The organism is Sphingomonas sanxanigenens DSM 19645 = NX02 (genome assembly GCF_000512205.2).
Classification (GTDB): Bacteria; Pseudomonadota; Alphaproteobacteria; order Sphingomonadales; family Sphingomonadaceae; genus Sphingomonas_D; species Sphingomonas_D sanxanigenens.
Map to the genome: position 1 here is coordinate 2278051 of NZ_CP006644.1, position 15060 is coordinate 2293110.

Annotated in this window: 16 protein-coding genes; 7 read left to right on the forward strand and 9 right to left on the reverse strand. The window is 68.1% G+C overall.

Annotated elements, in window-relative coordinates; all coding sequences use genetic code 11:
* Window positions 1–14: 14 nt before the first annotated feature.
* Entirely contained in the window at window positions 15–785 is a 771-nt protein-coding gene (mazG, locus tag NX02_RS10495; protein ID WP_025292152.1) for a nucleoside triphosphate pyrophosphohydrolase, read from the reverse strand.
* A gap of 157 nt (window positions 786–942) precedes the next feature.
* Here mazG and NX02_RS10500 point away from each other — a divergent pair, with 157 nt between their 5' ends.
* Window positions 943–3255: an FdhF/YdeP family oxidoreductase gene (locus NX02_RS10500; RefSeq protein WP_025292153.1), complete on the forward strand. Its 2313-nt coding sequence runs from the start codon at window positions 943–945 to the stop codon at window positions 3253–3255.
* Between the two features lie 15 nt (window positions 3256–3270).
* On the opposite strand, the gene hemW is transcribed toward NX02_RS10500, so the two are convergent.
* A complete protein-coding gene (hemW, locus tag NX02_RS10505) occupies window positions 3271–4428 on the reverse strand; it encodes a radical SAM family heme chaperone HemW (protein WP_025292154.1) in 1158 nt (385 codons plus the stop codon).
* Here hemW and NX02_RS10510 point away from each other — a divergent pair.
* Window positions 4427–5044: a CAP domain-containing protein gene (locus NX02_RS10510; RefSeq protein WP_025292155.1), complete on the forward strand. Its 618-nt coding sequence runs from the start codon at window positions 4427–4429 to the stop codon at window positions 5042–5044. The genes hemW and NX02_RS10510 overlap by 2 nt on opposite strands.
* Before the next feature lie 112 nt (window positions 5045–5156).
* Here the strand turns inward: NX02_RS10510 and rdgB are convergent, their stop codons facing one another.
* A complete protein-coding gene (rdgB, locus tag NX02_RS10515; protein ID WP_025292156.1) occupies window positions 5157–5783 on the reverse strand; it encodes an RdgB/HAM1 family non-canonical purine NTP pyrophosphatase in 627 nt (208 codons plus the stop codon).
* Window positions 5780–6496 (reverse strand): ribonuclease PH, encoded by a 717-nt coding sequence (gene rph, locus NX02_RS10520; RefSeq protein ID WP_025292157.1) that lies wholly within the window; start codon window positions 6494–6496, stop codon window positions 5780–5782. The genes rdgB and rph overlap by 4 nt, the downstream gene beginning before the upstream one ends.
* 90 nt (window positions 6497–6586) lie before the next feature.
* Here rph and NX02_RS10525 point away from each other — a divergent pair, with 90 nt between their 5' ends.
* The 3 genes from NX02_RS10525 to grpE are packed head-to-tail and all read left to right on the forward strand — an operon-like array spanning window position 6587 to window position 8728.
* Window positions 6587–7099 (forward strand): hypothetical protein, encoded by a 513-nt coding sequence (locus NX02_RS10525; protein ID WP_162232672.1) that lies wholly within the window; start codon window positions 6587–6589, stop codon window positions 7097–7099.
* A gap of 7 nt (window positions 7100–7106) precedes the next feature.
* Window positions 7107–8150: a heat-inducible transcriptional repressor HrcA gene (gene hrcA / locus NX02_RS10530; protein ID WP_025292159.1), complete on the forward strand. Its 1044-nt coding sequence runs from the start codon at window positions 7107–7109 to the stop codon at window positions 8148–8150.
* Between the two features lie 26 nt (window positions 8151–8176).
* Window positions 8177–8728, forward strand: coding sequence for a nucleotide exchange factor GrpE (gene grpE / locus NX02_RS10535; RefSeq protein WP_025292160.1), 552 nt, complete (start codon window positions 8177–8179; stop codon window positions 8726–8728).
* Window positions 8729–8939: 211 nt separating this feature from the next.
* Here grpE and NX02_RS10540 read toward each other — a convergent pair whose 3' ends face one another.
* On the reverse strand, window positions 8940–9977 hold the full coding sequence (locus tag NX02_RS10540; RefSeq protein WP_025292161.1) for a S66 peptidase family protein: 1038 nt from the start codon (window positions 9975–9977) through the stop codon (window positions 8940–8942).
* Between the two features lie 22 nt (window positions 9978–9999).
* The gene (locus NX02_RS10545) at window positions 10000–10884 is read right to left on the reverse strand and encodes a bestrophin family protein (protein WP_025292162.1); all 885 of its coding nucleotides are present in this window, start codon (window positions 10882–10884) and stop codon (window positions 10000–10002) included.
* Window positions 10885–11025: 141 nt separating this feature from the next.
* Here NX02_RS10545 and NX02_RS10550 point away from each other — a divergent pair, with 141 nt between their 5' ends.
* Together NX02_RS10550 and NX02_RS10555 are read left to right on the forward strand one after the other, a co-directional pair.
* A complete protein-coding gene (locus tag NX02_RS10550; protein ID WP_245648826.1) occupies window positions 11026–11364 on the forward strand; it encodes an ArsR/SmtB family transcription factor in 339 nt (112 codons plus the stop codon).
* Entirely contained in the window at window positions 11361–11828 is a 468-nt protein-coding gene (locus NX02_RS10555) for an SRPBCC family protein (RefSeq protein WP_025292164.1), read from the forward strand. Before NX02_RS10550 ends, NX02_RS10555 begins: the two co-directional genes overlap by 4 nt.
* Window positions 11829–11860: 32 nt before the next feature.
* Here the strand turns inward: NX02_RS10555 and moaB are convergent, their stop codons facing one another.
* Genes moaB through NX02_RS10570 form a run of 3 tightly spaced genes read right to left on the reverse strand, consistent with a single transcriptional unit; the run spans window position 11861 to window position 14902 of the window.
* Window positions 11861–12388 (reverse strand): molybdenum cofactor biosynthesis protein B, encoded by a 528-nt coding sequence (gene moaB, locus NX02_RS10560; protein ID WP_025292165.1) that lies wholly within the window; start codon window positions 12386–12388, stop codon window positions 11861–11863.
* Window positions 12378–14165 (reverse strand): lytic transglycosylase domain-containing protein, encoded by a 1788-nt coding sequence (locus NX02_RS10565; RefSeq protein ID WP_025292166.1) that lies wholly within the window; start codon window positions 14163–14165, stop codon window positions 12378–12380. The genes moaB and NX02_RS10565 overlap by 11 nt, the downstream gene beginning before the upstream one ends.
* Complete coding sequence (locus tag NX02_RS10570) at window positions 14162–14902, reverse strand: uracil-DNA glycosylase (protein WP_245648827.1); 741 nt, start codon at window positions 14900–14902, stop codon at window positions 14162–14164. The genes NX02_RS10565 and NX02_RS10570 overlap by 4 nt, the downstream gene beginning before the upstream one ends.
* Between the last annotated feature and the right edge of the window lie 158 nt (window positions 14903–15060).

Genomic DNA, 15060 nt, shown 5'->3' on the forward strand with positions numbered 1-15060 from the left:
TTGCAGTTCGGGTGTCAGCCCTTCGGCGGCTTGCCGCCCCGCTTGGCGCGGACCCACAACGCCTCCTTCGCGTCGAGATCGAGCGCGGCGAAGCCGTCGCCCGCCATTGCCTCCATCGCGCGGAAGCGGCGCTCGAACTTGGCGTTGGCGGCGCGCAGCGCGACCTCGGGATCGACGCGCTTGTGGCGCGCCCAGTTGACGACCGCGAACAGCAGGTCGCCGATCTCCTCCTCGACATGCGCGGCATCGGTCGCCTCGACGACCTCCGCCAGTTCCTCCTCGATCTTCTGCCGCGGTCCTTCCTCGTCGGGCCAGTCGAAGCCGACGCGGGCTGCCCGTTTCTGCAGCTTTTCAGCGCGGAGCAGCGCGGGCAACGACAGCGCCACCCCGGCAAGCGCGCTCGGATCGGGCTCCTTCGCCTTGCGCTCTTCCGCCTTGATCCGCTCCCACGATCCCGGCCCGCCGCTGCCATCGCCGAACACGTGCGGGTGGCGCCGGATCATCTTCGCGCAGATCGAATCGACGACGTCGCCGAGCGCGAACGTGCCGGCCTCTTCCGCCATCCGGCTGTGGAACACGACCTGCAGCAGCAGGTCGCCGAGTTCGTCCTTGAGTGCCGCCATGTCGTCGCGCTCGCACGCATCGGCGACCTCATAGGCTTCCTCGATCGTATAGGGGGCGATCGTCCGGAAATTCTGCGCCACGTCCCACGGGCATCCGTCCACCGGATCGCGCAGCCTGGCCATGATCGCAACCAGCGGCGCCACGGAAGCGTTATCGGCCATGCTGCGCGCAGGGGCGTGGGGCCGGACGGCGTCGGTCATTACATACTCCCGTACAACTGACTTTTGCTTATGGCCTGCTGTAGGCCGCCGATGATCCCCTTGCCCGATCTTTTCTGGCAGGAGGAATGCAAAGGTTACAAATCGAGAAGGAACGGCCATGGCCGATCGCGATCCCACGCTTCCGCACCACGACGACCAACCCGTCGACGGCGTCGCCCCCTATGACGGCCCCGCGGGCGGATGGGGGGCGTTGCGGGCGGTGGCGGTGGCCATCAAGGACCAGATGGGGGCGTCTGCCGACACCCGCGCGCTGCTGCAGATGAACCAGCCGACGGGGTTCGACTGCCCCGGCTGTGCCTGGCCCGATCCGAAGCACACATCCTCGTTCGAGTTCTGCGAGAACGGGGCGAAGGCGGTGACCTGGGAAGCGACGGCCAAGCGCGTCGATGCCGATTTCTTCGCGCGCCACAGCGCCACCGAATTGTTCGGCTGGAGCGACCATGCGCTGGAGGATGCCGGCCGCCTGACCCACCCCTTGCGCTACGACGCGTCGACCGACCATTTCACGATCATCCCGTGGGACGAGGCGTTCGCGCGGATCGGTGCGGGGTTGCAGGCGCTGGCGGATCCCAACCAGGCCGAATTCTATTGCTCGGGCCGCGCGTCCAACGAGGCGGCCTTCCTCTACCAGCTCTTCGCGCGTGCCTTCGGCACCAACAACTTCCCCGATTGCTCGAACATGTGCCACGAGGCGACCAGCGTCGGGCTGCCCAAGTCGATCGGTGTCGGCAAGGGCACGGTGACGCTGGAAGATTTCGACGAGGCCGATGCGATCTTCTGCATCGGCCACAACCCCGGCACCAACCATCCGCGCATGCTGACGACGCTGTCTGCGGCGGCGCGGCGCGGCGTGCCCATCGTCGTCGCCAATCCGATGCGCGAGCGCGGGCTGGAGCGGTTCAAGTCACCGCAGCATCCCGGCGAAATGCTGACGCCGAGTTCGACCCAGCTTGCATCCGCCTATCACCAGCTCCGCGTCGGCGGTGACAGTGCGATGCTCAAGGGCATGATGAAGGCGCTGCTGGAGATGGATGCGGCCGATCTGGCGGCGGGCGGGGCAGGGCTGCTCGACCGCCCGTTCATCGCCGGGCACACCACCGGCTTCGAGGCGCTTGCCGACGATCTCGCCGCGACCGGCTGGGACGAGATCGTCCAGCGCTCCGGCCTGACCCGCGACGCGATCGAGAGCATGGCGAAGATCTATGCCGCCGCCGATCGGGTCATCATCTGCTACGGCATGGGCATCACCCAGCATGGCCATGGCACCGCCAACGTCCAGCTGCTCGCCGACCTGCTGCTGCTGCGCGGCAATATGGGCAGGCCGGGCGCCGGCATCTGCCCGTTGCGCGGCCACAGCAACGTGCAGGGCGACCGCACCGTCGGTATCACCGAGAGCCCCGACGAGGCGATGCTGGCGCGGCTCGATGCGCGTTTCGGCATCGCCAGCCCGCGCGCGCATGGCCATGCCGCGGTCGAAGCGCTGCAGGCGATGCGTGACGGGCGGTCCAAGGCGCTGATCGCGCTCGGCGGCAACCTCGCGGTGGCGATGCCCGATCCGGAGGCCAGCTTCGCGGCGTTCCGCAAGCTCGACCTGTCGGTCAACATCCTCACCAAGTTCAACCGCACCTGCCTGCTGCTGGCGCGCGAAACGATCGTTTTGCCCTGCCTCGGCCGCACCGAGCATGACGAGCAGGCGGGCGGATCGCAGTACATCACCGTCGAGGATTCGATGTCGATGGTCCACGCCTCGCGCGGCCGGCTGAAGCCCGCGACGCCCGACCTCAGGTCCGAACCCGCCATCGTCGCCGGCATGGCCAAGGCCGCGCTGCCCCACGTTGCGATCGACTGGGACTGGCTGGTGGCGGATTACGACCGCATCCGCGACGCGATCGAGGCGGTGTTCCCCGACTTCCACGACTTCAACACCCGCGTGCGCCAGAAGGGCGGCTTCCGCCTCACCGTCGGCGCCTCCGACCGGGTGTGGAACACGCCCGACGGCAAGGCGCATTTCCTCGTGCAGCCGATCACGGGAGCCCGGGGCGATGCCGGCGAACTGATGCTGACGACGATCCGCAGCCACGATCAGTACAACACGACGATCTACGGCCTCAACGACCGCTATCGCGGCATCACCGGCCGCCGCGACATCGTGTTCGCCAATGCCGAGGATCTCGCGGCGCTGGGGCTGGACCATGGCGACGTGGTCGACATCGCGGCCGGGCCGGGGCGCGTGCTGCGCGGCTATACGGTGGTCGCGCATGCCATCGCACGGGGATCGCTCGCGGCCTATTATCCCGAGGCCAACTGCCTGGTGCCACTCGACGATCATGATCGCGAGAGCGGGACGCCGTCCTACAAGTCGGTGCGGGTGACGATGACGGCGGCGAAGGAGGCGACCGAAGCCGCGTGATCGCGTACGCGGCGCTCAGACCGCGACGATCTCACCCAGGATATGGTCGAGCAGCAGCATTCCCGCCGGCAGCACGCGCACCCGTGCGCCATCGCGCTCGACCACGCCCTGCGCCGCCAGCCGCTCCAGCCGCGCCGCATCGACCAGCCGCTCGACCGGCACGCCGGAGCGCGCCGCAACGCGGCTGAGCGACAGGCCTTCGTCCAGCCGAAGCCCCATCAGCAACGCCTCGGCGGCGCGCTCCTCCGGCGCCAGCGCGTTCTCGCGCTCGATGCCGTGCGCGTTGCGTTCGACCGCCTTGAGCCAGTTCTCGGGCTTGCGCCGGCGCTGCGTGGCGACGCCGCCGCGGCGGCCATGCGCGCCGGGGCCGACGCCCAGATAATCCTCGTAGCGCCAGTAAGCGAGGTTGTGCCGGCTCTGTTGGCCCGGCCGGGCATGGTTCGAAACCTCGTAGGCGGGGATGCCTGCCGCCGCGCTCAGCGCGCGCGTCGCCTCGAACAGGTCGGCGGCCGCGTCGGGATCCAGCGGGTGCATCCGGCCGGCTGCGACCTCGGTGGCGAAGCGCGTGCCCGGCTCGATGGTGAGTTGGTACAGCGAGAGATGGCCGGTGCCGAAGCCGATCGCGCGCTCCAGTTCGCGGGTCCATTGCCCGGGCGGCTGGTCGGGCCGCGCATAGATCAGGTCGAAGCTCACCCGTGCGAAATGACGCTGCGCCACGTCCAGCGCGCCGAGCCCTTCGTTCACGTCATGCGCGCGGCCGAGGAAGGCGAGCGTCGCGTCGTCGAGCGCCTGCAGCCCCAGCGAAACGCGGTTGATGCCGGCGGCGGCGAGGTCGACGAAGCGCGCGGCCTCGACGGAGGAGGGGTTGGCCTCCAGCGTGATCTCGATATCGGGCGAGAAGCCCCACAGCTGCCGGGCTTCGTCGATGATCGCCGCGACGGTGGCGGGGGGCATCAGCGACGGGGTGCCGCCGCCGAAGAAAATGGACGTCAGCGGGCGGCGCTCGAAGCTTTCCGCCTCATGCCGCAGGTCGGTCAGCAGCGCGCGGCGCCAGAGATCCTGATCGACATCGGCGCGGACATGGCTGTTGAAATCGCAATAGGGGCATTTGGAGACGCAGAACGGCCAGTGCACATAGAGCGCCAACGGATCGGTTGTATCGAGGGATGTCATGATAATCGCCGCGCGCCATAGCCTTCGCCGGCTGCTTTGGCCAATGCTGATCGTGGCCGCCGCCGCGTCGTGGGCCCCGGCGGGCGCGGAAGAGGAGGAATTTCCTGTCCGCAGGCGCGCGTGGGTCGATCAACGCCCGCAACCGCGCGGCGCGGCGTTGCTGCGATCGGAGATGGTGCGCATACACAATCGAACGCGCGCCGATGCCGGCATGGCCGCGCTGGCGTGGAGCGATGCACTGGCGCGCGACGCTGCCGGCTATGCGGCGGTCATGGCGCGCACCGGCCGCTTCGCGCACAGCGCGCTGCCGCGCGGCAATCCGGTGCAGGGCGAGAATATCTGGATGGGCACGCGCACCGCCTATGCCTATCGCGAGATGGCGGACAGCTGGGTGCGGGAAAAGCCACTGTTCAAGCGCGGCCGCTTTCCGAACGTCAGCCGCAACGGCAAGGTCCGCGACGTCGGCCATTATACCCAGATCATCTGGCGGACGACGACGGCGTTCGGCTGCGGCTTCGCGGCGAGCCGGACGCATGAGTATCTGGTATGCCGCTACACGCCGTCGGGCAATGTGATCGGCTTCGATCCGCTGGTCGGAACACCGCCGCGGAAGTGAAGGACAGTCCCCCGTTCAGGGAGGGTAGGGGAGGGCCTTTCCGTCAGGCGTTCTCTCGTTGAAGACAGGCCCTCCCCCCCGACCGCTCCCGTAAACGGGAGGGAAGGAAGGTTCAGAAAACCGCTGCGACCAGCTTCGCGAACGCATCCGCGCGATGGCTCATCGCGTGCTTGCGATCGGGATCCATCTCGCCGAACGTCTCGCTTTCCCCATTGAGGAGGAACATCGGGTCATAGCCGAAGCCATGCTCGCCCCGCGGCGGCCACACCAGGGTGCCGTCCACGCGGCCCTCGAAACATTCGATATGCCCATCGGGCCAGGCCAGCGCCAGCGCGCAGACGAAGTGCGCGTCGCGCCCCGCTTCCGGGCCGGCCTCGACCAGCTTGTTGTGGACGCGCTGCATCGCCAGCCCGAAGTCGCGCTCCGGCCCAGCCCAGCGTGCCGAGAAGATGCCCGGATCGCCGTTCAGCGCTTCGACGCACAGGCCGCTGTCGTCCGCGAGCGCGGGCAGGCCGGAAAGGTCAGCGGCCTGCATCGCCTTCAACTCGGCATTGGCGATGAAGGTGGTGCCGGTCTCCTCCGGTTCCGGCAGGTCGAGCGCCCCGGCCGAGATCGGATCGATGCCGAACGGGGCGAGCAATGCGCGGATCTCGCGCACCTTGCCCTCATTGTGGCTGGCGATCACCAGCCGCCCCGGCTGGAGCTTGCGGATCGCCTGGGGGACCGGCTCCTCGCTCACCGCCCGGCGGCCCGGCGTTGTGCGGCGAAGATCTCGTTGCAGCCGATCCGCGCGAGGCGGAGCAGGCGCAGCAGCGCTTCCTCGTCATAGGTCGCGCCCTCGGCGGTGGCCTGCGCCTCGGCGATGTTGCCATTGTCGAGCAGCACGAAGTTCGCATCGGCGTGCGCGTTCGAATCCTCGATATAGTCGAGGTCGAGCACCGGCGTGCCTTCATAGATGCCGCACGAGACCGCGGCGACCTGCGCTGTGATCGGATCGCTTTCGAGCAGCTTCTTCTCCAGCAGCCCGTCGATCGCCAGCCGCAGCGCGACCCACGCGCCCGAGATGGAGGCGGTGCGGGTGCCGCCATCGGCCTGGATGACGTCGCAGTCGATCGTGATCTGGCGCTCACCCAACGCCTTGAGATCGACCACGGCGCGCAGCGAGCGGCCGATCAGCCGCTGGATTTCCTGCGTGCGGCCGGATTGCTTGCCCTTGGCGGCCTCACGGTTGCTGCGGGTGTGGGTGGCACGGGGCAGCATGCCATATTCGGCCGTGACCCAGCCTTCGCCCTTGCCGCGAAGAAAGGGAGGTACGCGCTCCTCGACGGATGCGGTGACGAGCACGCGCGTGTCGCCGAAGCTCACGAGGACGCTGCCCTCGGCATGTTTGGTGAAACCGGGTTCGATGCTGATGGCCCGCATCTGGTCGGGCGTGCGGCCTGAAGGGCGCATGTTGCTCCAATCGCTTGAGGTCGGCCGCCCTTATCCGTTAAGCCGTGTGGATTGCAACGCTCGGGGCCGGCAAAGGGGATGCAGATCGCAATGAAATGGATCCTGGGGGCATTCCTGCCCGTCGCCGTCGCGCTTGCCGGCTGCGCGCCCGGCGCCGGCCCGGCCGATGCCGCCGCCGCGGCCCCGCCGCCGACGATCGCGCTTCGGCTGTCGAGCTGGGGCCAGACGATGCTGACCTGGACGATCTCGGCCGACGGCACCGGCAGCTATACCGAGGCGGAGGGCGTCGCGACGAACTTCCGCAACTACACGCTGGTGACGCGCCGGCTCGACGCCGGCACGGCCGGCTATGCGGAGATCCGCACGCTGCTCGCCTCGACCGAGCGCCACGCCGGAAACGGCATTGCCTGCACGCTGCAGATCACCGACCAGGCCTATGGCAGGGTATCGTGGAACGGGGTCGAGACCCCGTTCAACTTCGGCTGTCGATCCAAGGATGCCGATGCGATGATCGCCGGCATTGAAAAGGCCAATGGCCGCCTCAAGATATTGGCAGCGAACGGCGACATCCTGAACACGGAGCAGATCGGGTCTCCCCAATAAGGTGCAGATGGCGAGCACGACGATCACCGAACTGAACGACCGGGCGCGCGATATCTTTCGCGTGGTGGTCGAAAATTATCTCGAATCGGGATCGCCGGTCGGTTCGCGCACCATTTCGAAGCTCGCCGGCTTCAGCCTGTCGCCCGCCTCGATCCGCAATGTCATGCAGGACCTGGAGGAACTGGGCCTGCTCGCCGCGCCGCACACCTCGGCGGGCCGCATGCCCACCGAACTCGGGCTGCGGCTGTTCGTCGACGGGATGATGCAGGCGGCCGAACCTTCGGCCGCGGAGCGCGCGGCGATCTCGGCGCGGGTGGATACGGGCGGACCGATCGAGGAAGCGCTCGCCGCCGCAACCTCCGTGCTTTCCGGCCTGTCGTCGTGCGCGGGCATGGTGCTGGTGCCGCAGCGCGAGGTGGTGCTGCGCCAGTTCGGCTTCGTGCCGCTGTCGCGCCATCAGGCAATGGCGGTGCTTGTCGGTCAGGACGGGAGCGTGGAGAACCGCGTCGTCGCGATTCCCGACGGGGTCACGCCGGCGATGCTGATCGAGGCGGGCAATTACATCAGCGCGCGGCTCTCCGGGCTGACCCTCGGCGATGCGCGCGGGCGGTTGGCGCGCGAGATCGGCGCGGGGCGGGCGATGCTCGACCGGATATCCGCCGAGCTTGTCAGCCAGGGCCTCGCCGTCTGGTCTGAGGATGGTGAGCGTCGGCCGGTGCTGATCGTGCGCGGCCAGGCGAATCTGATCGATCAGGGCGCCGCGGCCGACCTGGAGCGCGTGCGCCAGTTGCTGGAAGAGCTCGAGGACAAGGAAGAGATTGTCCGCCTGCTGGATAGCGCGCGGGAAGGGGCTGCGACCAAGATCTTCATCGGATCGGAGAACAAGCTCTTCTCGCTGTCGGGCTCCTCGGTTATCGCCGCGCCCTATCGCGGGGCCGATGGGCGCGTGGTCGGCGTGGTGGGCGTGATCGGGCCGACCCGGTTGAACTATGCCCGGGTCGTTCCCATGGTGGATTTCACGGCGCAGACATTGTCGCGCCTGATGGGTTGAAGACGAGACGCTGGAAGAGAGCATAGATGCAGGACAACGAGACGACTGAGCAGGGCGAAGCCGAGGCGCTACGCGAGGAAACCGCGGAAGCCGCCCCCGAGGTGGCCGAGAACGATCGGCTGCGCGAGCTTGAAAGCCAGCTCGCGGCCGCGCGCCAGGATGTGCTCTATGCGCAGGCAGAAACGCAGAACGTCCGCCGCCGGCTGGAGAAGGACGCACAGGACGCGCGCGCCTATGCCGCGACGGGCTTCGCGCGCGACATGTTGTCGGTGGCCGACAATCTCGGCCGCGCGCTCGACGCGATCCCGGCCGATCTGCGCGAGGACGAGAAGTTCAAGGGCCTCGTCACCGGCCTCGAGGCGACCGGCCGCGAACTGGCGAACGTGTTCGAGCGCAACGGCATCAAGAAGGTCTCGGCGCTGGGCGAACAGCTCGATCCCAATCGCCACCAGGCGATGATCGAACTGCCGTCCGCCGATGCCGAGCCCGGCACGATCGTGCAGGAGATGCAGGCGGGCTACATGATCAAGGACCGTCTGTTGCGGCCGGCACTGGTCGCCGTCGCCAAGGCGGGATGATGCGATGATATCGTCCGGGGTAAATTTGCCCCGGACGACATTGCCGGATACGCCCTGCGGCAATGGACGGCGCGCGACATCGAATGACGTCGTACGAGCAGGGCGTTGAGGATGACGATCGGCGAGCAGGTGGACGGTAGGCGGGCTGATGCGAAACGTCCTCAACCGCGGCTGAACCTTCCCCCTCTCCCTTGGCGGCGCACGCTTTTCCTCAGGCCACCGCCGCCTCCAGAACCCTGATGGTCCCCGCCCCGGCGTCGATCTCCGCCATCGCGCCCACCGGCAGGCTGAACTGGTTGGCGATGTGCCCGAACATCGCGCCCTGGAACACCGGCACGCCCAGCGGCCCGAAATGATGTTCCAGCACCTCGCTCAGCGTGAAGCCGCCATAGGATGGCCCGGTCGCACGGCAACTCGTGCATTGCCCGAACACCACGCCGGCAACGCGGCGCAAGATGCCGGCGAGGGCAAGCTGGGTCAGCATGCGGTCGATGCGATATTCGGCCTCGTCGACATCCTCGAGGAACAGGATCGCACCGTCGAAACCGGGCAGATAGGGGGTGCCGACCAGCGCCGACAGCACGGTGAGGTTGCCGCCCACCAGCGGTCCCGTCGCCTTGCCGTCGCGGATGACGTGGGTCCGCCACATCCGCTGGACGAGCCGATCCTCGCTCGCCGCGGGGTTGCTGTAGGTCGGCGTCGCGCCATCGAACACGAGGCCGCGGAACGCCTGCCATGACAGATCGCCCCAGGAGCTCGCCGCGTTGGGCCCGTGGATTGTGGTGAATCCAGCCCGCGCCGCGAAGGCGAGGTGGAGCGCGGTGATATCGCTGAAGCCGATCAGCAGCTTCGGATTGCGGCGGATCAGGCCGAAATCGAGGTATGGCAGGATCCGCGCGCAGCCCCAGCCGCCGCGCACCGCGAACACCGCGCGTACCGCATCGTCGGCATACATCGCGTTGATGTCTGCCGCGCGTTCCTCATCGGTGCCCGCCAGATAGCCCGAGCGCGCGGCGACATGCGGCGCGGTGCGGGGGACGAGGCCCATCGCCATGATCGTTTCCTGCGCGAGGCTCAGCTCGAATGCGTCTGCGGAGAAGCCGGCGGGCTCGACCAACCCCACGATATCGCCCGCGCGCAGCCGTGGCGGCTTACGGGCAGCCCGGGGCGTCGCGGACAGCAACGGCGCCGCGACGCCGGCCGAAAGTGCTGCGAGGGCGCCGTGAAGCGCGGTTCGTCTGCTCAGCATGGCATCGACATAGCGTGCGACATCACCACTGGACACCTTTCACCGGCTTCAGCGGTTCGGGTGCGGGCTCACCGATCGCCTGGAGCAGGTCGATCTCGATCGTCCGGCACATCGTGCTTAGCGGCACGTCATGGACCGTATTGGCGAACGGATCGACCAGGTCGTCGCCGACGCGCAGAACGGCAAGGAACATCAGGCCCGCCAATGTCGATCCGAGCGGCGTGGCAAAGCCCAGCGTCTCGACGAGCCCGATCGGCAGCAGCACGCAGAAGATGTGGGTGAAGAACATCGGGAAGAAGCGGAACTGGCTGGGCAGGGGCGTGTTGCGCAGCCGTTCCATACCCCCTTGCGCGTTGGAGATGTCGATCAGCACATGTTCGATCTGGGTCTGCTGGATCGTGTCGATCCAGCCGGCGCGCAGCGCGTCGGCGACGCGACGGCCGGCACCGTCCGCCAGCCCGTTGGGCGCGTTGACCCGGGCGATCGCCGGATCTTCCCGGCCCTTGGCGAGAAAGCGGAAGACATCCTCGTCGAATTCCTGCCGCCGCAGCTGGCAGCGCAACGCATTCACGTAGGCGATCTGGCGGAAGACGATCGATCGCTTGAGCTGCGTCGCGGCGGGGTCAGTCATGAAGTTGCGCACCGCGCGCGCCAGGCTGCGCGAGGCGTTGATCATCTGGCCCCACAGGATGCGGCCTTCCCACCAGCGCTGATAGGCGGAGTTGCTGCGGAAGCCGAGAAACAGCGCCAGTGCGGTGCCGAAGATCGTCAGCGGCAGCGCCGGCGCGCGGAACGGCAGGATATAATAGAGGATGGTGACGGCGCAGTCCCACACGAACAATACGGTCAGCGGCTTCCAGACTTCGGTGGCGATCTGGCGCGTGTTCGGTACCGCATCGAGGATCATCGGCAAGGGGCTCCCTGTAGGGGCGGATCTGGTGTCCGCAGGATCGGCGTCCCGCCATAACGCATAGCATCCGGAGGGTTCCCCGACGATGCGGACGTGCGCGGCAAAAACTTAGCCATTGCGCTAAGTTTTCGAGGCGATATGCTTAGCTATATGGAACAGTATTCGATCCGGCTCGACGGCATATTCCAGGGGCTTGCCGATCCCACGCGCCGCGCGGTGCTGCGGCGGCTGAGCCGCGGGCCCGCGAGCGTCAGCGAACTGGCGGCGCCATTCGCGATCAGCCTGCCGTCCTTCATGAAGCATATCCGTGCGTTGGAGAACTGCGGCTGGATCGTCACGCGCAAGCAGGGCCGCGTCCGCACCTGTGCGATGCAGCGCAAGGCGCTGGCGGATGCCGATGCCTGGCTTTCGGAACAGCGCGCGCTGTGGGAGGCGCGCCTCGATCGTCTCGACAACTGGCTGGAGAGTGAGGAATGACCGAAGGCAAGCACGATCTGGAGATCGTTCGTCAGGTGGCGGCACCGCCCGCCAAGGTGTGGCGCGCGTGGAGCGATCCCGACATCCTGAAGCTGTGGTGGTGTCCGCGGCCATGGACCACGGAGGTCCGCGCCCATGACCTCCGCACAGGCGGGGCCTTCCATACCTTCATGAGCGGGCCCGACGGCGGCACGAGCGACAATCCCGGCATCTTCCTCGAGGTCGTGCCGCTGCAGCGGATCGTCTGGACATCGATGCTGGTCGAAGGCTGGCGGCCCGCCGATCCCTGGCTGCCGATGACGGGCATCTTCCTGATCGAGCCCGAGGGGCAGGGCACGCGCTATACGGCGCGGTGCCTCCACCGCAGCGACGCGGATCGCGCCAAGCATGAAGAGATGGGCTTCTTCGACGGCTGGGGCACGATGATCGAGCAGATGGAGGAGGTCGCGAAGGGGCTGGATTGAGGGGATGAGCGGGCCCGATCCGTGAACCGGCCCTACCGCTCCAGCAAACGCGGCATCAATTCGACGAAGTTGCAAGGCTTGTGCCGGATATCGAGCTGGCTGGCGAGGATGCCATCCCATCCGTCCTTCACCGCACCGGTCGAGCCGGGAAGCGCGAAGATATAGGTGCCCGCAGCGACGCAGGCGGTGGCGCGCGACTGGATGGTCGAGGTGCCGATCTTCTGGAAGCTCAGCCAGCGGAAGAGTTCGCCGAAGCCGGGGATTTCCTTGTCTGCAACGCGCATCAGCGCTTCCGGCGTTACGTCGCGGCCGGTGACGCCGGTGCCGCCGGTCGTGATCACGCAGTCGACCTCCGGGTCGGCGATCCAGCCGCGCAGTTGCTCGACGATCAGGTCGGCATCGTCCCTGAGGATCGCACGCGCGGCAAGGATGTGTCCGCCATCGGTCAGCCGCTGGACGAGCGTCTCGCCGGACCGGTCCTCGGCAAGACCGCGCGTGTCGGAGACGGTGAGGACGGCGATGCGGACGGGAACGAAGGCCCGTTCCGCATCACTCGGCACTGGCGACGCCGGACACCGAATCGAGCCGCACCGCGGTTGCGCCCGGCAGCCCCGGGAAGCGCGGCCACATGCCCTGCGCCATCGCCTTCAGGCTCGCCGACGGCTGGCCGGCCTGCGACTGGTACATCCAGTAGTTGCGCAGGATGATCGCGACATAGCCGCGCGTTTCCCAATAGGGGATGCTCTCGATGTAGAGCAGCGGATCGCCCATGTCGCGACCGCGCGCATTCCAGTCCCGCACCGGCGCCGGACCGGCGTTGTAGGCGGCGATCACCTTGGGCAGCAGCCCCTGCGTTCCCGAGAAATCGCGCAGCGCCTCGATATGCGACTGGCCATATTCGATGTTGGTGGCGGGATCGGTCAGCTTCTCGCGCGACCAGCTTTCGCCGCGGCGCTTCGAGATGTCGATCGCGGCGGCCGGCATGATCTGCATCAGCCCATAGGCACCGGCGGGGCTGACCACATCGGTGCGAAAACGCGATTCCTGCAGCGCATGCGCGAACACCAGCGACTTGTCGACACGCCAGCCGCCCACCGGCGTCCAGTCCGGTGCGGGATAGCGCGCGCTGGCACCCGGATGCGCACCGACGGGGCCGTTCTGCGCCAGCCACAGCTGGGTGGTCGGCAGGTTGAGACGCTTGGCAAGGTGCAGCAGCGCGGCGTGATCGGTGCTGTCGCAGATGCGGGCGTGATAGCGCAGCGTCTCGTCGGCGGCGCTGAGCTCGCCGATTTCGGCAAGCGCCGCGGCGACGCGGATGTTGGAATTGCCCCTCAACCGATCCCAATCGGTCGCGGTCAATTCGCCGCTGCGATCGACGGCGCGCTTCAGCCCCATCGCCTGCAGCGCGAGCAGGCCGTAGAATGTCTCCTCGGCGCGCGCGGCGGCGCGCAGCTTGGGCTGCACCTTCTCCGGCGTCTTGCACACCATGTCGGCGCGCGCGGACCAGTAATAGCCGGCGGCGCGGAGTTCGGCGTCATTGGCGCGGCGGCCGACCGAATCGAAGGCGGTGCTGGCCGACCGGCAATCCTGCTGCCGCCACGCGGCAAGGCCCGCGACCCAATCCGCCTGAACCGCCCAGTCGCCGGTGCCGGCCTGCGCCAGCGCGGCGAGGCGGCGCGCGGAACCATCCTCGCCGGTGAGGAAATAGGACCAGGAGACGCGCTGCCGCCACTCGGTCAACGCGTCTGGCGTCAACTGCCCGGCCTTGTCCTCGACCAGCGCTTCGGCTTCGGCCGGACGGTCCTCCTTGATCAGCGGCAGGATCCGCGCCTCGAGCTGCGCGGCGACGATATCGCTGCGGCTCATCGAGGCGGCGCGACGGCGGATCGGCGCGGAACCGAGCCACGACAGCTTCTGCGGCTCGGGGATCGCCGCGACCTCGACACCGCCACGGCTGCGCGCGAGCCGCGCGAGCTGTGGCGCCTGCGGCAGCTCGGGCGAGGATGCGAGCAATCCCTCGATCTGCGTCAGTTCCGCCTTGGGCGAGCCTTTGGCGGTGATGATCTCGGCACGGGCATAATCGCTGAGGGGTCCGCGCGGCATGCCGTCGAGCTGGGCCGCCGCATCCGACCAGCGACCGGCGCGGATCGCCGCAAAGATCGCGCGATACTGATCGCGCTGCTGCGGCGTCAGCTGGGCGGGAAGGCGCGCAGGGCGTGCCGCCGCGGCGTTGGCGGAGGCGGCCGCCAGCACCGTCGCCGGCACCGTTTCGGCCCCGGCCAACGGTGCCAGCGAGACGGTCGCGGCAAGCGCCAGAAACGAGACAGTGAGCTTCACTGGCCGGGTCCCCCGTTGAGCAGCAGCAGATCGCGCCAGGCTTCTCCCTTGAGTGCCGGCTGCTTGAGCAGCTGGCGCGGGTGGAAACTGGCAACGGCCTCAATCCTGATGCCGCCATGGTTAATGATACGTAAACTGCCGCGTGCTGCAAGGAAGCCCATGCCGAGAAGTGCACGGTTCGGCGCATCGCCGAGCAGAAGCAGGCGTTTGGGGCGCGCCATCTGGATGTGCCGGCCCAGGATATGCGCCAGCTTGTCCTGATGGGCGCTGTCGATCCGGCCGCCCACCGGGCGTGCGCTGGCGAGCGAGCCGAGATAGATCGACGCGCGATCGCGGCCGATTGCCGCCAGCATGCGATCGAACAGCCGGCCGGCGGCGCCGCCGAGCAGCCGGCCTTCCGAAGCGTCGTCTTCGTCGGGCAGGTCGGTAACGATCATCACGCCGCTCGCGGGATCGCCGGCAGGGGCGATCCGGGGGGTGCCCCAGCGCGCTTCGGGCGCAGCCGGGTCGCTCGCAATCCATGCCTGAAGCGCGTCGAGCGTATCCGGCAGGTCGGGTCGGACCGGCGCGGCCGGGACAGGGGCCGGTCGCGGCGCCTGCCGTGCGACCGGCGTTGCCGTGGCTTCGACGGTCGGGGACGAACCACGCGCGGTCGCGACGCGCGGCGGCTGCAGCCAGTTGCGCGGCGCGTCGTCGACCAGAAGGTCGACGCCGGCCTCATGCCACCAGGCCATCATGCTTGCAAAAGCGTCTATGTCGTTCAACCCGGTCCCACCCCGCATGAACGATACTAGGCTAGGCAGTTGACGGATTGGTCAATCATCATGCACCGCCGATGGTGACCAAACGTTTTATGGACAGGACAAGCCGCGTTGACGGAGCGGCGAGGCGGGAT

Bases quoted from the DNA above. Each gene is read 5' to 3' on its own strand.
- mazG (WP_025292152.1), bottom strand. From the start codon at position 785: ATGGCCGATAACGCTTCCGTGGCGCCGCTGGTTGCGATCATGGCCAGG.
- NX02_RS10500 (WP_025292153.1), top strand. From the start codon at position 943: ATGGCCGATCGCGATCCCACGCTTCCGCACCACGACGACCAACCCGTC.
- NX02_RS10510 (WP_025292155.1), top strand. From the start codon at position 4,427: ATGATAATCGCCGCGCGCCATAGCCTTCGCCGGCTGCTTTGGCCAATG.
- hemW (WP_025292154.1), bottom strand. From the start codon at position 4,428: ATGACATCCCTCGATACAACCGATCCGTTGGCGCTCTATGTGCACTGG.
- rph (WP_025292157.1), bottom strand. From the start codon at position 6,496: ATGCGCCCTTCAGGCCGCACGCCCGACCAGATGCGGGCCATCAGCATC.
- NX02_RS10525 (WP_162232672.1), top strand. From the start codon at position 6,587: ATGAAATGGATCCTGGGGGCATTCCTGCCCGTCGCCGTCGCGCTTGCC.
- hrcA (WP_025292159.1), top strand. From the start codon at position 7,107: ATGGCGAGCACGACGATCACCGAACTGAACGACCGGGCGCGCGATATC.
- grpE (WP_025292160.1), top strand. From the start codon at position 8,177: ATGCAGGACAACGAGACGACTGAGCAGGGCGAAGCCGAGGCGCTACGC.
- NX02_RS10540 (WP_025292161.1), bottom strand. From the start codon at position 9,977: ATGCTGAGCAGACGAACCGCGCTTCACGGCGCCCTCGCAGCACTTTCG.
- NX02_RS10545 (WP_025292162.1), bottom strand. From the start codon at position 10,884: ATGATCCTCGATGCGGTACCGAACACGCGCCAGATCGCCACCGAAGTC.
- NX02_RS10550 (WP_245648826.1), top strand. From the start codon at position 11,026: ATGCTTAGCTATATGGAACAGTATTCGATCCGGCTCGACGGCATATTC.
- NX02_RS10555 (WP_025292164.1), top strand. From the start codon at position 11,361: ATGACCGAAGGCAAGCACGATCTGGAGATCGTTCGTCAGGTGGCGGCA.
- NX02_RS10570 (WP_245648827.1), bottom strand. From the start codon at position 14,902: ATGATGGCCTGGTGGCATGAGGCCGGCGTCGACCTTCTGGTCGACGAC.